Annotated in this window: 17 protein-coding genes; 12 read left to right on the top strand and 5 right to left on the bottom strand. The window is 50.2% G+C overall.

Features of this window, described 5'->3' with window-relative positions; genetic code table 11:
- Nucleotides 1-429: 429 nt before the first annotated feature.
- The gene (locus tag GW579_RS17240) at nt 430-1,977 is read left to right on the top strand and encodes a methyl-accepting chemotaxis protein (RefSeq protein ID WP_165060497.1); all 1,548 of its coding nucleotides are present in this window, start codon (nt 430-432) and stop codon (nt 1,975-1,977) included.
- Between the two features lie 150 nt (nt 1,978-2,127).
- A complete protein-coding gene (locus tag GW579_RS17235) occupies nt 2,128-2,676 on the top strand; it encodes a GNAT family N-acetyltransferase (protein WP_165060494.1) in 549 nt (182 codons plus the stop codon).
- Nucleotides 2,677-2,738: 62 nt separating this feature from the next.
- Here the strand turns inward: GW579_RS17235 and GW579_RS17230 are convergent, their stop codons facing one another.
- The gene (locus GW579_RS17230; RefSeq protein ID WP_165060491.1) at nt 2,739-4,286 is read right to left on the bottom strand and encodes a methyl-accepting chemotaxis protein; all 1,548 of its coding nucleotides are present in this window, start codon (nt 4,284-4,286) and stop codon (nt 2,739-2,741) included.
- 390 nt (nt 4,287-4,676) lie between these two features.
- Between GW579_RS17230 and GW579_RS17225 the strand changes: the two genes are divergently transcribed.
- Together GW579_RS17225 and ovoA are read left to right on the top strand one after the other, a co-directional pair.
- A complete protein-coding gene (locus tag GW579_RS17225) occupies nt 4,677-5,792 on the top strand; it encodes a tyrosine-type recombinase/integrase (RefSeq protein ID WP_420821549.1) in 1,116 nt (371 codons plus the stop codon).
- Between the two features lie 145 nt (nt 5,793-5,937).
- Nucleotides 5,938-8,079: a 5-histidylcysteine sulfoxide synthase gene (ovoA, locus tag GW579_RS17220; protein ID WP_165060600.1), complete on the top strand. Its 2,142-nt coding sequence runs from the start codon at nt 5,938-5,940 to the stop codon at nt 8,077-8,079.
- Nucleotides 8,080-8,288: 209 nt separating this feature from the next.
- On the opposite strand, the gene GW579_RS17215 is transcribed toward ovoA, so the two are convergent.
- Nucleotides 8,289-8,456 carry a YhfL family protein gene (locus GW579_RS17215; protein WP_152328047.1) on the bottom strand — a complete coding sequence of 56 codons (168 nt, stop codon included), beginning with the start codon at nt 8,454-8,456 and terminating at the stop codon, nt 8,289-8,291.
- 313 nt (nt 8,457-8,769) lie between these two features.
- On the opposite strand from GW579_RS17215, the gene GW579_RS17210 reads away from it, so the two are divergent.
- The 4 genes from GW579_RS17210 (at nt 8,770) to GW579_RS17195 (ending at nt 12,389) form a co-directional block, all read left to right on the top strand.
- The gene (locus tag GW579_RS17210) at nt 8,770-10,368 is read left to right on the top strand and encodes a tannase/feruloyl esterase family alpha/beta hydrolase (RefSeq protein WP_235937410.1); all 1,599 of its coding nucleotides are present in this window, start codon (nt 8,770-8,772) and stop codon (nt 10,366-10,368) included.
- Nucleotides 10,369-10,460: 92 nt separating this feature from the next.
- Nucleotides 10,461-11,159, top strand: a complete 699-nt coding sequence (locus GW579_RS17205; protein ID WP_206738953.1) for a TetR family transcriptional regulator — start codon at nt 10,461-10,463, stop codon at nt 11,157-11,159.
- Nucleotides 11,152-11,487: an SMR family transporter gene (locus GW579_RS17200; protein ID WP_152328048.1), complete on the top strand. Its 336-nt coding sequence runs from the start codon at nt 11,152-11,154 to the stop codon at nt 11,485-11,487. The genes GW579_RS17205 and GW579_RS17200 overlap by 8 nt, the downstream gene beginning before the upstream one ends.
- A gap of 35 nt (nt 11,488-11,522) precedes the next feature.
- Nucleotides 11,523-12,389, top strand: coding sequence for a helix-turn-helix domain-containing protein (locus GW579_RS17195; protein ID WP_165060489.1), 867 nt, complete (start codon nt 11,523-11,525; stop codon nt 12,387-12,389).
- Between the two features lie 64 nt (nt 12,390-12,453).
- Here GW579_RS17195 and GW579_RS17190 read toward each other — a convergent pair whose 3' ends face one another.
- Complete coding sequence (locus GW579_RS17190; protein ID WP_152328050.1) at nt 12,454-13,233, bottom strand: (S)-acetoin forming diacetyl reductase; 780 nt, start codon at nt 13,231-13,233, stop codon at nt 12,454-12,456.
- Between the two features lie 228 nt (nt 13,234-13,461).
- On the opposite strand from GW579_RS17190, the gene GW579_RS17185 reads away from it, so the two are divergent.
- From GW579_RS17185 to ompC, 3 genes are all read left to right on the top strand, one after another.
- On the top strand, nt 13,462-13,872 hold the full coding sequence (locus tag GW579_RS17185) for a hypothetical protein (RefSeq protein WP_165060486.1): 411 nt from the start codon (nt 13,462-13,464) through the stop codon (nt 13,870-13,872).
- Nucleotides 13,873-14,025: 153 nt separating this feature from the next.
- A complete protein-coding gene (locus tag GW579_RS17180) occupies nt 14,026-14,214 on the top strand; it encodes a hypothetical protein (RefSeq protein ID WP_152328052.1) in 189 nt (62 codons plus the stop codon).
- Between the two features lie 615 nt (nt 14,215-14,829).
- Nucleotides 14,830-15,939, top strand: a complete 1,110-nt coding sequence (gene ompC / locus GW579_RS17175; RefSeq protein ID WP_165060483.1) for a porin OmpC — start codon at nt 14,830-14,832, stop codon at nt 15,937-15,939.
- Between the two features lie 86 nt (nt 15,940-16,025).
- Here ompC and GW579_RS17170 read toward each other — a convergent pair whose 3' ends face one another.
- Nucleotides 16,026-16,295: a DUF3761 domain-containing protein gene (locus GW579_RS17170; protein ID WP_165060480.1), complete on the bottom strand. Its 270-nt coding sequence runs from the start codon at nt 16,293-16,295 to the stop codon at nt 16,026-16,028.
- A 400-nt stretch (nt 16,296-16,695) separates the two neighbouring features.
- Between GW579_RS17170 and GW579_RS17165 the strand changes: the two genes are divergently transcribed.
- Entirely contained in the window at nt 16,696-17,181 is a 486-nt protein-coding gene (locus GW579_RS17165; RefSeq protein ID WP_165060477.1) for an RrF2 family transcriptional regulator, read from the top strand.
- A 96-nt stretch (nt 17,182-17,277) separates the two neighbouring features.
- On the opposite strand, the gene GW579_RS17160 is transcribed toward GW579_RS17165, so the two are convergent.
- Nucleotides 17,278-20,430 (bottom strand): efflux RND transporter permease subunit, encoded by a 3,153-nt coding sequence (locus GW579_RS17160; RefSeq protein ID WP_152328056.1) that lies wholly within the window; start codon nt 20,428-20,430, stop codon nt 17,278-17,280.
- Between the last annotated feature and the right edge of the window lie 4 nt (nt 20,431-20,434).

The raw sequence follows: 20,434 nt of genomic DNA, 5'->3' as shown, positions 1-20,434 counted from the left end.
ACGTTTCGCAATGAATTTTTATTTGGCACAGGGTGAGAAAAGAGAACAAATATAAGATTTTTCCTCCTATTCTCCTAAGAATATTCGCGTGGTGAATTATTCATGCCGTATGAATTTATTGTTCATCGGTGTGATTATATTTACCCCCCCCAGTAATTTACGGATTTCTGGCCGTCAGAAAAATTGACTGTTAAAGCGCGTTTAAAAGAGGTTGATCACATATTTCTTAATCGGGGCGTGAAAGATCATTTCAAAAATAGGGAAAACGCCTTGTTCTGAATAGTCAGATTTAGTCTGTCGTGTACCCCGCTGAAGCCATTGCAGACACCGATCATCCTGCCGCAAATTTCAGATAGGGCGATGAGAATGTTAAACATCTGGTGCAAATTGCCGATAAACAGACTCCAGCCCCATTTTGAGAATGTATTGATGTCGCTTAAAAAGTCTTCTTTGCTTGTTTTAGTTGTTCTTTTTGCTCTCTTTTTTACCAGCATGATTTCAAACGTCTGGTTGCTGACGCAGAGCAATCAGTCTCTGGATGACGTGAATAAAGAAATCCGCGTGGTGCTTTCCATCATTGACCCGATCAACCACAGCCGTACCTCGCGTGTTCGCGTGATGGAATATATGAAGGAGATTGAAAACAACGGCGGCCAGCCGTCTGCTACTTCTCTGGACGGCGTCAGTGAAGTGATGGGAAAAGCGGACGCCGCATTTCAGGCTTACATAAATGCACCAAAACTACCGGGCGAAAATGCACTGGCGGAGGCTTACCGCACGGCTTATCAGGACTATCGTCAGAACGGGATCGAACCGTTGATTGACGCGGCGAAAGCGGGCGATCAGGCGCAGTTCAAAGCGCGGATCCCGGCGGTGGTACAGCTGGACCATCAGTACGAAGTGGTGCTGGATAAAGTGCTGGCGCTGCATGAGCAGTACGCCAGAAATCTTAACAGCGACGCGCAGGGCAATTTCAAGTTCGGTATCGGGCTGACGATTGCGTTTGGTTTGCTGTTCCTGATCATCATTATTAGTGTGTTGTTATTACTCAAGCGCTTTGTTCTGACTCCGCTGCTGAGCTCGCGCGATCATTGCCGCAAAATTGCAGAAGGTTATCTCGATACGCCGGTACCGTTTAAAAACAGTTCCCGCAGTGAAATTGAAGAACTGATGCAGTCGATGGAACATATGCGCCAGTCCCTGACCCAAATTATCGGGCAGGTACGTGACACCAGCCATACCGTCGCGCATGCGTCGCAAGAAATTTCCGCAGGCAATATCGATCTGGCTTCGCGTACCGAACAACAGGCCGCGGCGCTGACACAAACTGCCTCCAGCATGGAAGAGCTGGGCGCGACGGTAAAACAAAATACCGAAAACGTCAGCCGGGCCAGCGGTCTGACGCGCGAAGCGGTAAAAAATGCCCGCGCGGGTGAGAAGGTGGCGCAGGACGTGATCGGAACTATGGGGCGCATTAACAGCAGCTCTAAAAAGATCGAAGACATTACAGGCGTCATCAACAGCATCGCTTTCCAGACCAATATTCTGGCGCTGAATGCCGCGGTTGAAGCCGCACGCGCTGGCGAACAGGGTCGCGGATTTGCAGTGGTCGCCAGCGAAGTGCGCAGTCTCGCGCAGCGAAGTGCGGTGGCGGCAAAAGAAATCGAAAGTCTGATTTCTGAATCGGTTGCCAATATAAAGGAAGGGTCGGATCAGGTGTCCCGTACCGGCGAATCTATTTCGGCAATCATTTCGTCGGTTACGCAGGTTGATGTTCTGATGGAACATATTTCGACGGCGTCCGATGAGCAAAGCCGGGGGATCAGTCAGATTGAGCAGGCCGTGACAGAAATTGACGGCGTGACTCAGCAGAATGCGGCGCTGGTGCAGGAATCGGCGGCGGCGGCGGCTTCACTGGAAGAGCAGGTGCTTCATCTGACCCGTTCGGTTTCTGCATTCAGGCTGACGAACGCCTGAGCCCGGCAGCGGACTGATCGGGAATTATGATAAATCAGGCCGAACAGGGAAAATCTTGTCCGGCTTTTTTATTGATACGGAAACTGTTTCACAATGAATAACACTTTGATATAACGGATTAATTATCCTATATATTCACGAGCAAACGCTATGATTTTACTGGCCTCACCTTTACTCAGTCTGCGTCACTTTGAACATGACGACCTCGACGCTTTCACCCGTTATCGCCAGGATCCCGCTGTTGCCCGTTATCAAAGTTGGGAATATTTCACCCGTCCGCAGGCGGAATTGTTGTTTGAACAGATGAATGAAATTCCTTTTGGTACGCCGGATAACTGGTTTCAGATTGCGATCGAACACGCTGAATCCGGCATGGTGGGTGATTTCGGGCTGCATTTTGTCGACGACTACCAGGTGGAACTGGGCATAACGCTTGATCCGAAATGGCAGGGAAAAGGGATTGCAAAGAGCGCATTAAATCTGTTGCTGACATATCTTTTTGACCATCTTAAAAAGCACCGCGTGTACGCCGTTACCGATATCCGCAATCACGGCAGTTACCGGTTATTCGAGTCAGCAGGATTTCGGCGGGAAGGATGTTTCCTGGAAAACTGCTTTCTGAAAGGGGAATGGTGCAGTGAATATTTGTATGCTTTGCTGGCGTCAGAGTGGGAGGTCAGAAACATAGTCGGGAAATAACCCAGCACCAAATTCGGCGAAATCTCCGTATCTGGTGCTGAACGTGATCGAATTTCAACAAATTATCTGAAGACGCCGACGGCTTCCACCAGCCGGTCGGCCTGTCGTTTCAGACCGGTGGAAGCGTGTGCGCCTTCCTGAACCTGAAGGGAATTCTGATGAGTGATCCGGTCGAGTTCCTCGATGGCTTTGGCGATATCCAGTAATCCCAGATTTTGTTCGCTGGTAGCGTTACGGATTTGCCCGATCAGCGACGAGACATTTCTCACCTGAGAAACAATTTCCGCCATCGTTTTACCGGCCTGATCGACTTGCTTTGATCCCGATACAACAGTCTCCACACTGGTGTCGATCAGTCTTTTGATTTCGCTGGCGGCGCTTGCACTTCGTTGCGCCAGACTGCGAACTTCACCGGCCACCACCGCAAATCCTTTTCCCTGTTCTCCGGCGCGGGCAGCTTCGACTGCCGCATTCAGCGCCAGAATATTGGTCTGGAATGCAATGCCGTCAATCACATTGGTGATGGTCGCAATCTGTTGCGAGCTGTCAGTGATTTCCTGCATTGTGCCGACAACTCCCTGCATTGCGTTACTGCCTTTTTCAGCTGCGGCGCTGGCAGTCAGCGAAAGTTTATCGGCTTCGGCGGCCGTTTGCGTATTGCTTTCAACGGTCGCACTCATTTCATTCATCGCGGCGGCAGTCTCGCCAACATTCGCGGCGGTCTGTTCAGTCCGCTGACTCAGCGCTTCGTTTCCGTTTGCCAGAGATTCACTGGCGGTGCGAACTTTGTGTGCCTGATCGTTAACGTCGTCCACCATCCACCGGCAGATCAAGCCGAGCTGGCCAACCGAGCGCAGCGTCATCCCAATTTCATCGACGCGTTCCATCGGCGTGATCGTATGACTCGCCCCGCTGGCAACCCGCAATGTCTGATGACAAAGTTGTTCGACCGGGCGCGTGATTTGCCATTCAAGCCAGAAGCCTAAAAGCAAAACAAAAAAAGTGCTGAGCGCATACGCCGAATACAACTGTGCCGATGGCAACGCAGTGAGTGTGGAAACTGCCAGAGAGTTAAGCAGGAATAAAGCAAAGAGCCCGCTGCGGATCCGTCCGCGAACAGAAAGTGTTTTTAAAATTGAGAACGGACGGGTGATGCCGGTGCGGATCAATAGGCCCCTGAACAACCGGCGGTTGTTCAGTTCACCACGATTCATTTTCTCATACAGCGCCTGAGTGTCAGAAATTTCGGTCGCGGTAGGTTTGGTCCGGACAGAAAGATAGCCTTTGGTTTTTCCGCCACGAATAATCGGCACCACGTTTGCCCGAACCCAGTAATGGTCGCCGTTTCTGCGGCGGTTTTTTACCAGCGCCGTCCAGGGAAAACCTTGCTGCAATGTGGCCCACATATCTTTGAAAGCCGACGGCGGCATGTCGGGATGCCGGACAATATTGTGGGGCTGACCGATAATATCTTCACTGGCAAAACCGCTGACTTCAATAAAAGCATCATTGGCATAGGTAATATGGCTGTCGGCGTCAGTCGTTGACATCAATGTAGCGTCGTCCGGGTACTGATATTCCCGCTGTGATACAGGTTGATTATTGCGCATAGTGACATTTCCATGGCCAGACTGCGATTTGGAGGAGATAAAAGAGGTTTAACTCTTTAGATGTCGGCATAACCAAAATTTTCTTTAGGGCTGAAAGCACGTTATTGAAATTAATGTATTCAGGTGGCAAAACGGGAGATATTTTCGCCAATTTATAAGCTACAACGATGTGTTCAGTCGAAAATATGCGCTATATCATTATGTGTGCTGTTTTTATAACCAATGCTTCAGGCGCCAATCTCCGTCATAACTCCTTCATTTTTCTTTATTCATTCTTTCTGTGACTCCAGACTTAATAGGTCTGGAGTCACAAACATTTTGCCTCTGTTTCGCAGGCTTGCTATAACTGCGCACTGTGATTTTTCTGATGGAATTCAGCGGGCGGGCAATGTGGTTTCAGGAACAGAAGTCGAAGCGGATTTTGCCGCCGAAAATGTAGGCCGCCACGTTCTGGCCTATCTTCAGCAGGTCAAAATGACACCGCTGGCGAAACTGGACGATTTTGACGAAGAGGGTAATGCGACGGTCCGGCAGGTGATCAATATCTGGATCCGACTTTCGCTGATGCTGACCCGACGTCGTCCGGAAATCGCCGTCTCTTCTTTGATGAAACATGTGCTGCCGGTGATCGGGGATGTTCCGCTAAACAAAATTTCGCGCCTCCGTCTGAACCGGTTGTTCAATATTTTGCTGGCCGAAGGGAAAATTTCGGAAGCCAAACGGGTTTTTGCGCTGTGTAAGCAATTCTTTGGTTGGGCAGAAACACAGGGTTATCTGGCACATTCGCCGCTGAGTTCCATGAAACGCCGTGATGTCGGTGGCCGTAACACACCGCCGCGCGAACGGGCGCTGACCGATGCTGAGATATGGGTGTTCTGGCATGGTCTTGATTTATGGGATATTTCAGAACAATGTCGGTGGGCATTACGTCTGTGTTTGCTGACCGCAAGACGGCCGGATGAAGTGATCCGCGCGCGGAAAGACGAGTTTAATTTGCGAATTGGCGTCTGGCGGCAGGGCACACGAAACAAATCAGCTCGCGATCACAGTCTGCCTCTGCCGCCGCTGGCGATTATTTGCATCAATGCCTTATTAGATGCCAGCCCGAAAGACAGTGTCTGGCTGGTTCCTTCCCCGAAAGATGAACAGAAACCGTTATCCAGAGGCGCAATTACGCAGGTGATCCGTCGGATGTTGCGCGCCGAGCGTGGCCTGGGCATCGATGCTTTTTCGACCCGCGATTTACGCAGAACTGCACGTTCCAAATTATCGTCCCTCAATGTCCCCAACGATGTTGCCCGCAAAATTATGAATCACTCGCTGGAAGGCATCGACAGGGTTTACGACACTCACGACTATTTACCGCAGATGAAACAAGCGCTCGAAGCATTTTCTGACAATATAAAGGGCATTATTGACGCCCCGGATTACTTCGATTTACGCCACAAATATGAAGGCGAGTCTCTGGAACTTCCGGAAATTTCGCTGCTTTATATGGAAAGATAACGTCACTTAAATGAATTTCAGGCTCATTCATCTTCATCTGTAAACGTGCCGGGCAACGCCCCAAACCTTCGCTGGCACGGTTTGCAAAGCTGAACTGCTACACTTGGATATTGTTCGTCGTTGCCAGAAGATTAAGGAAATTATGATGCATTCACCACAATCGAACTTAGCCGGTTTACCCGAACCGACCCGGACAATCCTGCTGAGTACCGGAACCGCGGAACAAAAGCGTCAGGAAATTCGCGCTTACTTTATTCAGACATGGGAGCTCTATGAAAGCCTGTTTGATTGCCTGACCGACGAACGTGCATATTTCACTAAAGCGATTTCACTGCGGCATCCCCTCATTTTCTATTTCGGCCATACCGCTACTTTTTACATCAATAAACTCATGGCGGCGGGGCTGATCCCGCAACGTATCGATTCCCATATCGAGGCGATGCTGGCAATCGGCGTTGACGAAATGAGCTGGGACGATCTCGATGATCAGAATTATAACTGGCCCACTGTCAGCAATTTACGGGCATACCGCGATAAAGTTCGCGAAGAAGTTCTCGGCATTATTGAGTCGATGCCGCTGACGCTTCCCGTTGGCTGGGACAGCCCGGCATGGGTGATTCTGATGGGCATCGAGCATGAACGTATTCATCTGGAAACCTCCAGCGTGCTGATCCGTCAGTTGCCGGTGAGCTGGGTCACCCCGCAGCCGCACTGGCCCGCATGCGACATTGCCCGGCATGACCGTCAGACCGTACCAGAAAACGAAACGCTGGCGATAAAAGGTGACGTTGTCACGCTAGGTAAGCAGGACGACACTTTCGGCTGGGATAATGAATACGGTTCTGTAACACATAAAATTCAGGCATTTAGCGCCAGTAGAATGCTGGTCAGTAACGCAGAGTATTTCTCATTTGTAGAAAGCGGCGGTTATCAGGACACAAAATGGTGGGATGAAGAAGGCGCCGGATGGCGGGACTTTGCTCAGGCCGAAATGCCGACTTTTTGGGTCGGTTCGGCAACCGAACCGGAGCAACTGAAACTTCGGTTAATGACCGAAGAAGTGGCAATGCCGTGGGACTGGCCGGTTGAAGTGAATCAGCTGGAAGCGGCAGCATTTTGTCGCTGGAAGGCGGCACAAACGGGCGAATCTGTGCAGTTGCCGACGGAAGCGGAATGGATGATTTTGCGAAATCAGGTACAAGGGGACCAGCCTGATTGGGAAACTGCACCGGGGAATATCAACCTCGCCTGGTGGGCGTCGTCATGCCCGGTCGACCATTTTGCGCAGGGGCATTTCTTCGACATCGTGGGGAATGTGTGGCAATGGGCGTCCACGCCGATCAGCGGCTTTGAAGGTTTCCGCGTGCATCCGCTTTATGATGACTTTTCCACGCCAACGTTTGACGGCAAACATTCGATGATTAAAGGCGGAAGCTGGATTTCTACCGGTAATGAAGCCCTGAAATCCTCGCGTTATGCGTTTCGTCGTCACTTTTTCCAGCACGCCGGTTTCCGGTATGTGATATCCGGTCATCAGGAAATACAGACGGTGAATCCTTACGAAACGGACGGCCTGATCGCGCAGTATCTGGATTTTCAGTACGGGCCGCGTCATTTCGATGTGCCTAATTATGCTGAGCAACTGGTTGATATTGCAGTGAAAAATGTCGGTTTACGCGGAAGGGCGCTGGACATAGGTTGTGCGACCGGACGCGCGAGTTTCGAGCTGGCACGACATTTTGATTCTGTTGTCGGAATGGATTATTCGGCCCGATTTATTGATGTTGCTTTAGCGCTGGCTCGTGGCGAAGCCTGTCGTTATGTTATTCCGGAAGAGGGTGAGCTGGTCGATTATTGTCAGGCCTCATTGTCTGAAGTGAATATCGATGCAGAGCAAACCGGGCGCGTGAGTTTTGTGCAGGGGGATGCCTGTAACCTGAAGCCGCAGGGCGAACTGTATGATCTGGTTCTGGCCGCGAATTTACTGGACCGTTTGCGTGAACCCGCGTGTTTTCTGAAAGATATCACGCCGATGATCCGCAGTGGCGGGGTGCTGATGTTGTCCTCGCCGTATACCTGGTTGGAAGAATTCACGCCGAAGCAAAACTGGCTTGGCGGTTTCCGCGAGAACGGAGAAGCGGTGACAACGCATCAGGCTTTGCGTCGTCTGCTGGCCAGCGACTTTGAAGAAATTCAGGCACCGCAGGATATTCCGTTTGTTATCCGCGAAACAGCCCGCAAATTCCAACACACGTTGGCAGAACTTACGTTGTGGCGTAAGCGATAAAACCTTGCTGATTTCAGTCAACAAATATCAAACGGTCACGAAAATTGGCCGTTTTTTTATCTGGACATTTATCCTGCAAGAATGCATCTGACGCAGGAATTGAAGTTTCCACTGTTTTTATTTGATGAACTTTAAGAATGTTGTAACTAAATTTAGGTTTTAAAAACCGCCCTGAAAAGGGCGGTCAGCGTAAAAGTGACGAAGTGTGATTATTTATCCGTCGGGCCACAGCCGCCAATCATTTTAGAAATTGAAATGGCCGGGTGAAGTAAGTAAGTGTAGTCGCAGTTTTTCTCTTTATTATAAACGCTACCGGTACAACCAGAAAGAGTGGCAACTAAGGCAGAAAGAAGTGCGAACTTGATGACATTTTTCATGTAAATCCCTTTAAAAATAATAGTGTAATTAGTGCCGTTCAGGAACCTGACGACGACAGCAATATACGCCGGAAAAGTCTGCGCATACAAATAAAACATCTCGTTTATTCATTTTATTTAATGAGATTATTCAATTAAATCAGTTTGTTATTACTCTTCTGTATATTTGCATATTGGCGCATAGATAATTAATATTGTTTAGGTGGAATAATAATTTCAAATCCAGCTACATTTCACGGAATAACAGGGCTTCAATCGCCACTGATTTAGTGACACACTGCCGTTACTGCGACTTAAGGACATACGTCTTCTGATGAAATTGATTCTGCCTGGTTTGTTTTTAATGCTTATCGCCGGTACTGTTTCCGCCGCATCCGTTTCAGGATTGACCGAAGCACAATGTGTTGCCATGAAAAATACGCATATTCCGGCTTTGCGCATTGGGCTTCCGACGCGGGGGGCCGTCATAACGACCGTCGCGATTGCCGGTCAGCCCGTGGAAACTCATTGCAAGCTCGAAGGGCAAATCAAACCGGTTGATCCGAAAGCGCCAGATATCCAGTTCCAGCTTTATCTGCCACTCGTCTGGAATGGCAAGGCGCTTCAACTTGGCGGCGGGGGATTCGATGGTGCCATAAAAGGGGCAGATACCGCACGGCTCGCGCCCGCGTCCGTACCCGGCGCTCTGAAACAAGGATATGCCACCTTTGGCAGCGATTCCGGCCATCAGGGTGGGGTGTCCGACGCATCATTTACGCTGAATGAGGAAGCCTGGAATAATTTTGCCGGGGCACAGATTAAAAAAACGCACGACGTGGCGGTGGCACTTATTGAACAGGCTTATGGCCGAAAACCGTCGCGTCTCTATTTTCAGGGCAACTCTCAGGGCGGCCATGAGGCGCTGGCCGCCATTCAGCGGTATCCGCTCGATTACGACGGCGCTATTGCGATCCATCCGGTTTACAACGTTGTCGAACTGCATATGGCGGGAATTCGTATCGGACAGGCTGTTTACAACACGCCGGGAGCCTGGATTTCACCGGCAAAAGCCGCGCTGATATCCAATTCCGTTTTAAGTGCCTGTGACAAACTGGACGGGCTGACCGACGGCATTGTCGCCAATGTGGACGCGTGCAGGGCAGCCTTTAAACCGGAAAGGTTACGTTGTCACGATGGCAAGGATAACGGTGACCTTTGCCTTTCGGATGCGCAATTACCTTTGGTGGAAATGCTGAGTAAACCGGTGTCCTTGGGTGTGAATTTACCCACCGGCGATCACTTTGCGCCCTGGCCGATTTTGCTGGGCGCTGATGCCCCTGCGCTGGTCAGCGTGTTCGGCTCGGGCGCTGATAAGCCAAAACCGGCCTCATCGAACATCATCATTTCCTTTCCATATATGATGGGCGATCAGGCAGTGCGGTATGAAGTCATGCGTTCGCCGGATTATGATTCCCTGCAATTTAATCCCGCGCAACATTCAACACGGCTGAAAGAACTGGCGTCTCAGGTCGATAATGACAATGCAGATATCAGCGCATTCGTTCAGCACGGTGGAAAATTGCTGCTGATGCACGGCACGGCAGACATGGCGGTGCCACCGGGAAATACGCTGGCTTATTACGAGAAGCTTAAAGCGCGGTTTGGGGAAAAAGAATTGCATCAGTTTGCGCGATTCTATCTTGCCCCCGGATTTACCCATAGCAGCGGCCCGTTCCGCGTGAGCTGGGATTCCCTCGGCACGCTCGATAAGTGGGTGGATCACGGCATCGATCCTGGCCAGCAGATTATGATTGATACCAATAAAGCCACTGCCGGTCGTGAAATGCCGCTGTGCGAATATCCGCAGTTTCCCAAATATAAAGGGCAGGGAGACATAAAATCTGCTTCGAGTTTCGTGTGTACAACTGACTAAGTACACCGGCCACTGTATGAATATTCACCATATAGCGGGTACTCCTTTCTGATCCAATGCAAGCTAATTTACCTATATATAATCACAGGTGAATGAACGTTCTCAAAAAACTTGAACATCCGTCCAACTCTTGGCATTATCCTCTGCTGTCTCTTCACCTTCGGATTTTTCAAGTGGCCTATCTCTGTAAAGAAGCGCGCAAGACAACCATTCTTGAAGCCGCCGCACGGGTTGCGCGCTATGAAGGATTGGCTGCCACCACGGTGCGCCGTGTTGCTCAGGAAGCGGGGGCCGCAACCGGTCAGGTTCATCATCATTTTTCCAGCGCAGGAGAACTTCGCGCGCAAGCCTATACGCAGGTGATGAAGATCCTGAAAGAACAGTTACTGGAAAGAAGTCAGCAGATGACCGCCCGGGAACGGCTCAACCTGCTGTTGATTGATCCCCAGGATGATCAGTCGCTGATGGCTATTCCGCTCTGGCATGAGGCCATGTTGCTGACTGAACAAGAGCCGCTGATGAAAGCAGCTTTTGCGCTGTCTGTGGCCGACTGGCACGAACTGGTATCTGATGCGATTGAATTCGGTCGCCAGAAAGGGGAATTTTCCAAAGGCGAATCCCCGGAGCATATATCCTGGAGGCTGATTGGTCTGAGCAGCAGCATGGATGCCATGTCGCGTCTAGAAACGCTCGGGTTAACCAGTCAGTGTGCGGAATACAATTTACACCGCGCCATCCAGAATGAGTTGTATGTCAGTGAAGCTGGATGTAAGGAAACCTCTGATGTTTAAAACTTATTTGCTGCTCGGCCTGGCGATTATTGCCGAGGTTATTGCGACCAGCAGCCTGAAAAGTTCTGAAGGATTTACCCGTTTGTGGCCAAGCGTTGTCACATTGCTGGGCTACACGATTGCCATCTTTTTATTGTCTCTGACCCTGAAAACCCTGCCGACCGGTATTGCATACGCGATCTGGTCCGGCGTTGGTATTGTCCTGGTCTCCGCCATTGGCTGGTTTGGTTACGGGCAAAAGCTGGACACCCCGGCAATGATTGGCCTCGGGCTTATCATCGCGGGCGTGATTGTCGTGAACGTGTTTTCAAAATCGGTCGCGCACTAACTATGGCGACTTTATCGCAGCACAGGGAGTTCATTTTGCAGAGCGAACAAAAACCTGATTTCCATGATGACTTGATCAAAGAGTTACTCTATTGGATCGAAGTCAACTTAAGTGATCGTCTGACCATGGAAAAAGCCTCGAAGAAAACCGGTTATTCTCCCTGGTATCTTCAGCGTCTGTTTAAAAGTAAAACAGGTTTCGCGCTGGGCAAATACATTCGTGACCGTCGTCTGACGATGGCCGCGATTGCTTTGCGGCTGACCAATATGCCGATCCTCGATATTTCGCTGTATTACTCTTACGATTCTCAGCAGACGTTCACCCGTTCGTTCAAAAAGAACTTTGCTGAAACGCCGGGAATGTACCGCCGGAATGCATCGTGGACCATGAGTGGCATCACGGCACCGCTGACCGTGGATGAGTTTCCACCGCCTGAATATGAAATTGTAGAATTGCCGGAAATGGCATTCGAGGGCCAGACTTCAACGCATTCTTATCCGATTGAAGCGCTGTTTAACGCCAAAAATCACGTACATCGTGCCGAACTGTTACGCTATCTGGAAACGCCGGAATCACTCCTCGCGCCGGTCTGGGGCTTATCCGATTGTCGTCCTGATACGAATGATGAAGTCGCCAATGCATTACAGATGGATTATACGGTCGCTCATGAAGTGAAGATCAGCGATAACCATGACATTATGGTGCCCTCCAGCCGTTATCTGAAGATCCGTTATCCTTATGATCTCAGCCGCCTGAATGATTTCATACTGTATTTGTATTCAGTATTTTTGCCGACGCTTGGTCTGGAATTCATCATGCAGCCGGATCTGGAAAAATACTCCCGCGAATCTGCACTAAACGGTGTGACTTGCGAATATTACATTCCGCTGGCCCGACACTGATTTCTTCACTTGCAAAAACACAAAAGCCTCCCGAATGAGAGGCTTGCAAGGAAAATACATCCCGTTAATTAAAGACCATACCACCGTCAATCAGTAACGCCTGACCGGTCATATAATCGGAGTCCGGGCCTGCAAGGTAGGAGACGCAGGCGGCGACATCTTCTGGCTCTGAAAGACGTTTCAGGGTGATGTTTTTCGCAAACTCCTTCGTACCGTAGCCAACAGGCTGACCTGCGGCCGCAGAAACCTGGCGGTCAATTTCTTCCCACATCGGCGTTTTCACGATGCCCGGGCAATAGGCGTTTACGGTAATTCCCAGAGAAGCCAGATCGCGCGCTGCGGTTTGTGTCAACCCGCGCACGGCAAATTTGCTGGAACTGTAGATAGCCAGTTCTGGGTTACCGACATGGCCCGCCTGAGAAGAAGCATTAATGATTTTGCCGCCATGCCCCAGGGATTTGAACGCTTTCACCGCCGCCTGGATCCCCCAGATAACGCCTTTCACATTGATGTTATAGACTTTATCGACAATTTCCGGCGTGATGTCTTCGATCAACGTTGTCGGCGCGATCCCGGCATTATTCACGATGACGTCAAAACCGCCGAGCTGTTTTGTTGCAGCCTCAACGGCGGCAAAAACCTGTTCGCGGTTTGAAACATCTGCCAGCTGAGCAATTGCTTTACCGCCGGCATGATTAATTTCTTCGGCAACTTTCTTCGCTGTTTCCCCGTTGTAATCCACAACCGCAACAGCAAATCCATCTTTCGCCAGACGAAGCGCAATTGCACGGCCAATCCCCTGACCGCCACCTGTTACTAAAGCCACTTTTCCATTTTTAGACATACCACTATCCTCTATGTATTCGGTTTCTTTTCAGGTGCTGCGCGCAAGGCACGGCCAGACCAGCCCGGTACCTTTGCGTGAGCTCCGTACTGGTTTACGCCTCTGAGTCTGCATGTGCAAATGTTAGCCACCGTAATTAACTGTACTCACACTAATAGTCAGTGAGCGTCAGAATTTCGAACGGAGTCGGGTAGAATGCATGAACCGAACGCAATAAAGGATGTTGGAATGACAGAGTCAAACAGTGCAACTTTCCGGGAACGCCTGACCGTATTGGCGCAATCGCTACAGTTAGCACCCCAGGTAGCTGAGAATCAGGTTTTGGATCGCATGGCGCTGAGTTTTCGCAAATTGCTGAACTTTCTGGCTGAAGATAACAATCTGACACAGAGCGTTTTTTTGTTACCCCCGGAAGGGCCGGAAACTCAGGCGATGCTCACCGCTGTCATTTCAAAAAATCTGGCGTTCAGCCAGCAGGACAAACTCTTTCGTAACGATATTCCGGCTGAACTTCTGGCACAGTGTTTCACCGGCATGCTGGTACAGCTCGCACATCAGGCGGCCAGCCCGGCGCAGCGCCACCAAAACAGCCTCGCTTGTGCAAAACTGTTCTGTGAAGGTGTCTGGCTGAGGGAATAGGGAAGGGATTCTGCTTTATTCTATTAATGAGAAAGCAAAGCATAAATCGTTGGTTCAAATCGCACTGCAGAAACGGTTAACTGAAGTCATTCCAGCGGCAGACAATGTCTGTCTGATTTTTTAAACAGACGTAATGTTCAACCGGAGGCCTGTATGTCAACGACTGCACAAACTACTGAGCAACGCTCGTTATGGCAGCGCATCACTCATCGCAAGGTGAAGGATCAGACTGAAGAAAAGACGCAGGACACATCGCGTCTGCTGGAGAGTTTTCTGGCTACAGGCTGCCTTTACGGCATTGATGTGGGGAACACAGACCCGGCGTGGTTTCGCCGCTCGTGACCGTTATATTCGCTTATTGCGCTTCAGTTATTGGAATGAACTGTGCAACGGGCGAATCTTCTCCTGATAGTGCAAAGCTGTACCCTGAATAGTTGGTGTTGCCGTTGCGTTGTGTGGACAGCGTAGCTGTAGCATCAGGTATGAAGGTTGTTGTGGAAAGTCTCTCTGACCTCGTCGTAGAAATTTTAGTTCTCTCTCATTTGTTGAGCCCATAACTTTCGCCGGTTATGGGTTTTTTTATGCAAAAAAAAAGCCCCGCAGTCAGGCGGGGCAATAATAAGGCCGTTGACAGGGATCACGGCAAGTTAATGCGAATAATTAAAACCAAGGAAGGGGAAATTGAATTGCAGTGATGATTCTGCAACTCGGGAATTAATTTACCACGAAGTTATTATTTATTTTAAATATATTATTTATATGGTTTGGTTTTTAATATTCACAGAACATATAATTAAATGTCTTTGAAATATTTAGCAATAAATAATAAAGCCAAAAACAATAATTCTCCTACAAAACAAGGGAACTATATAGGTAGTATTAGTGCGAGCACCAACTCATTAATAAAGTACATATAATAAATTTAAGTATTCAATTAAATGATAAAGGAATGACGTCATGAAATTAAAAGCACTGGCTCTTATTATTCCAGCATTACTGGTGGCAGGCGCAGCGCATTCAGCTGAGATTTATAACAAAGACGGCAATAAACTTGACCTGTACGGTAAAGTCGATGCGCGTCATCAATTCTCCGACAACGTTGGCGACGACGGTGACGAAACTTACGTCCGCGTAGGCTTTAAAGGTGAAACTCAGATTTCTGACCAACTGACAGGTTACGGCCAGTGGGAATATAACGTTCAGGCGAACAACACTGAAAATAACGGCACTTCAGGTAACGCAACCCGTCTGGGTTTTGCGGGTCTGAAATTCGGTGACTACGGTTCATTCGATTACGGCCGCAATTACGGCGTAGTATACGACGTTGAAGCCTGGACCGATATGCTGCCAGTGTTCGGCGGTGACTCTTACACCAACACCGACAACTTCATGGTCGGCCGTGCTAATGGCGTTGCAACTTACCGTAACTCTAACTTCTTTGGCGCAGTGAATGGCCTGAATTTCGCAGTGCAATATCAGGGCGCAAACGACGGCACCAATGATTCAGAAGGTACAAACAACCATCGCGATGTACAACATCAAAATGGTGACGGTTACGGGTTATCCACGACTTATGATTTCGGTATGGGCATCAGCGTTGGTGCAGCGTATGCCTCTTCTGACCGTACCAATGATCAGTCTGCTGACAACCGTGGGGATAAAGCTGACGTCTGGACGATTGGCGCGAAATACGATGCTAACAGCGTTTATCTGGCCACCATGTATTCCGAAACACGGAATATGACGCCATATGGTGACAGCGATATTGCAAATAAAACTCAGAACTTTGAAGTAACCGCACAATATCAGTTTGACTTCGGTCTGCGCCCGGAAGTTTCCTACCTGCAATCTAAAGGTAAAGATCTTAAAAACGGCAACGGCGGTAAAGACAACGATAAAGATCTAGTTAAATACGTTTCTGTCGGTTCTTACTACTACTTCAACAAAAATATGTCTGCGTATGTTGATTATAAAATCAACCTGCTGGACAACGATGATGACTTCTATACAAACCAGGGCATCTCTACCGATGACGTTGTTGGTGTAGGCATGGTCTACCAGTTCTAATTATTCAGCGTTAACCTGAATATTAGGAGCAATAAAAACCCATCTCCGGATGGGTTTTTTTACATTTAAATCCATAGGAATATTTATTATTCTAACCACTGCGCAACACCGCCATGGCGCGAACAGGTTCCGCGATGATGTGTACTGAAACTATAAGTTCCGTCACGACATTGCGCAGACGCGCCTTCTGGGACATTCCCAGATTTACTGTGTGCCGGTTTATGGACGCTTTGCCCGTCAGAATTAATATAATCTCCTTGTTCTATAAGTTCGCTATCCTGTGAATTAGTTTGTTTTGCCAGTGCGGGCTGAAAAAGCAGAATGCCAGTGATTATTAAACAAGCGAATAATCGCATGATGTTGTTATCATCCGGTGATAAGAAAGTGTGCGCAAAGCGTACTCTCCGTTTACAGCGATGCAATCCTGATATTTAACCATTAATGACGTGTGTAAATGAGGTGCTTTAACCATTTTCCTGCCCGCGTAAAATTTTGGTTAAGATTCGTATAAAAAGACGACAAATCCTTGCCTGATCCTACTGAAAAATCTCTCAAGCGCTTGAATTTTAAGAGGTGAAAACCATAAATAACCAGGGTTGATTATTAAGCGATTTGTGCTCTACATGATTGAAATCTATTGATAAATCGCATGTACAACCGATGGAGTATTTGGTATATTATTGACCAGATCACGTACAGGGCTATTTCTCTGTGATACGGTGTTTTACCTAAGACTTGGTTTCTCAGGACAATGACATGTTAGATTATCGCTTTCCGACAGCTATGCAGATGGTGTTTTGTATCGCTCAGTCCCAAAAGGCTGGACAGCGCTGCACCAGTGCGATTTTAGCAACGGGTCTGGAAGCCAACTCCAGTTTTATCCGCAAACTGATGGTGCCGCTGACTCAGCACGGCATTATTGTTTCCACTCTTGGTCGTACCGGCTCTATTAATCTCGGACGTCCGGCGGAAGAAATCTCCCTGCGCGATATTTACTGCGCGGTCATTGAAGATAAGCGCCTCTGGGCTGCGCGGCCTGATGTTCCGGCCCGCTGCGTGGTCAGCGCCAATGCCTGTACATATTTCAAAAATATCGTCAACGAAGCCGAAGAAGCCTCGCTTCAGGTTTTAGCCCACCATACCGTGGCGGATGCGCTGGCGGAGTTCGAACGCGGCGGCAAGTACAGATGCACCAAAGATCTGGTCGCAGAACACGCAGAGAATGTTTCCTGCTCCAAGTAAACCGCAGAAAGCATTTTTACTCGTAGCGTGAATTTCAAATATAAAAAAGCCGGGAGATTTCCCGGCTTTTTGCTGTCTGGATTTAGTCCAGTGTTATCAGACCGTCTGCGTTTCCAGCACCACTTTCTTACGCGTCACCAGCTTGCGCAGTGCGACATAAAACACCGGCGTCAGAAACAGCCCGAATAGAGTCACACCTAACATACCGGAGAACACGGTAATCCCGGTCACGCCACGCACTTCCGCACCGGCACCGTGGCCGAGAATCAGCGGAATGGTCCCCGCGATGAACGCAATCGACGTCATGACGATAGGGCGCAGACGCAGGCGGCACGCTTCGAGGGCGGACTCGATAATCCCTTTGCCCTGCATTTCCAGTTCGCGGGCGAACTCGACAATCAGGATAGCGTTCTTACAGGCCAGTCCCATCAGAACCACCAGCCCGACCTGCACGAAGACGTTATTATCGCCGCCGGTCAGCCAGACGCCAAACAGCGCGGAAAGCATCGTCATTGGCACAATCAGGATCACCGCCAGTGGCAGCGTCCAGCTTTCGTACAACGCAGCGAGCACCAGGAACGCCAGCAGAACAGACATCGGGAAGACGATCAGCGCCGCATTGCCCTGAGTAGATTGCTGGTAACTCAGATCCGTCCATTCGATATTCATCCCGTTTGGCAGCAGATTTTTCGACATCGCGGTCAGCTCGGTCATTGCCTGCGCCGAAGAGAGAATGCGCGGGTCAGCATCGCCAATCAGATCTGCCGCCGGATAACCGTTATAACGGATTACCGGGTCAGGTCCGTAGGTGGTAGTGATGTTGAGCATGCTGCCAATTGGCACCATTTCACCTTTATCATTACGTGTACGCAGATTGCCGATATCTTCCACGCTGTCACGGAACTGGCCATCGGCCTGTGCCATCACTTTCCAGGTACGGCCAAAACGGTTGAAGTCATTGATGTACGACGAACCGAGATAAACCTGCAACGTACTGAATAACTCATCCAGTGAAACGCCCTGAGCCTTGGCTTTATCACGGTCGATATGTGCATCAAGCTGCGGCACGTTGGCCTGATAAGAGGAAATCGGGTAGCCCATTCCCGGCGTTTGCATGATGGCACCGGACATCGTATTGATCGCCGTTTGCAACGCACCGTAACCCAGCCCCGCGCGATCCTGCACGTAGAGCGAATAACCCGACCCCTGGCCTAATCCGAGGATCGGCGGTGGCATAATCGAGAAGGCAAACCCTTCCTGAATCTGCGAGATTTTGGCATTGATTTCCGCGTTAATCTGCGCCGCCGTACGGGTACGTTCGCTCAGCGGTTTCAGGGCGAAGAATACCGTCCCGGTATTTGGCGTATTGGTAAACTGCAGCGCATTCAGGCCGGGGAAGGCCACCGCGTCAATTACGCCGTCCGTACTTAACCCCATAGCGCTGATTTTGCGGATCACCGCATCAGTGCGCGACAAGGAAGACCCTTCCGGCATTTTCACACCGGCAATCAGATACAGTTTGTCCTGCGTCGGAATAAACCCGCCGGGCACCGCTTTAAACATAAATGCCGCGGCGCAAAGCAGCAGAACGTAAACACCAAATACCGCGCCGCGGCGACCCAACGTTTTCGATACCGCATTCTGATACTTATGCGAACTGGCATTAAAGAAGCGGTTGAACGGCCGGAAGATCCACCCAAATAACCGGTCAATCAGACGCGAGGGCATATCCTTCGGCGCACCGTGCGCTTTCAGCAATAACGCCGCCAGAGCAGGGGAAAGCGTCAGTGAGTTGATGGCTGAAATCACGGTAGAAATTGCAATCGTCACCGCAAACTGTTTATAGAACTGACCGGTCACGCCGGAAAGGAATGCCATCGGTACGAACACCGCGCACAGCACCAGCGCAATCGCCACAATTGGCCCGGAAACTTCCCGCATGGCCTGATGCGCGGCCTCGCGTGGCGCTAAACCTTCCTCAATATTACGTTCGACGTTTTCCACCACCACGATGGCATCGTCGACCACTATCCCTATCGCCAGAACCAGCCCGAACAAACTGAGCGTGTTAAGCGAGAAGCCGAGCAGATACAAAATGCTGAATGTCCCGATCACCGAAATCGGTACGGCCAGCAACGGAATGATCGACGCACGCCAGGTTTGCAGGAACAGAATCACCACCAGCACGACCAGCACCACGGCTTCCAGCAGCGTATGAACCACGGCACTGATGGAATCCCGGACAAACACGGTCGGGTCATACGGCGCGCGCCATGTCATACCTTCCGGGAAACGCGTCGACAGCTCGGCCATTTTTGCACGCACGGCGTCGGACAAATCAATCGCATTCGCGCCCGGCGACTGGAAGATACCAATCCCGACCGCATCCTTATTATTGAGCTGCGAGCGCAGGGCGTAACTGCCGGAACCCATTTCGATACGTGCGACGTCACGAAGACGGACGATTTCGCCATTGTCACCACTTTTCAGGATGATTTTGCCGAATTCGTCTTCATCTTTCAGACGGCCCTGCGCATTGATAGACAGCAAATAATCGCTATCTTTCGGCATAGGTTCTGCGCCCAACTGGCCAGCAGAAACCTGCACGTTTTGCTCCTGCATCGCTTTCACGACGTCAGATGCCGTCAGACCACGCGCCGCGACTTTGTTCGGATCGAGCCACACGCGCATCGCGTATTCACCCGCACCGAAAATCTGAATCTGACCGACACCCGGCAGGCGTGCAAGCTCATCTTTCACTTTCAGCGTGGCGTAGTTGCTCAGATACAACGAGTCGTATTTACCGTTCGGCGACACCAGATGCACCACCAGCGTTAACGTCGGCGACTGCTTCTGCGTGGTCACGCCCTGACGGCGCACATCCTCCGGCAGACGCGCTTCGGCCTGCGCCACGCGGTTCTGCACCTGAACCTGGGCCTGATCCGGATCAGTGCCCGGACGGAAGGTCACAGTCGTCACCAGCACGCCGTCTGAACCGGCGACAGATTTCATGTACACCATGTTTTCAACGCCGTTGATAGCTTCTTCCAATGGCGTCGCCACGGTTTCAGCAATCACTTTCGGGTTGGCGCCCGGATATTCAGCGCGAACCTGCACACTCGGCGGCACCACATTCGGGTATTCGCTGACCGGCAGCAGGGGAATGGCAATCGCCCCGGTGACCAGAATTAAAATCGACAAAACAGCCGCAAATATTGGCCGGTCGATGAAAAAGCGGGAAAAGTCCATGAGT

Origin of the sequence: Rahnella contaminans (assembly GCF_011065485.1) — a bacterium.
Lineage (GTDB): Bacteria > Pseudomonadota > Gammaproteobacteria > Enterobacterales > Enterobacteriaceae > Rahnella > Rahnella contaminans.
The sequence above is the reverse complement of the archived record's forward strand: the minus strand, read 5'-3'. Positions and strand labels throughout refer to the sequence as shown.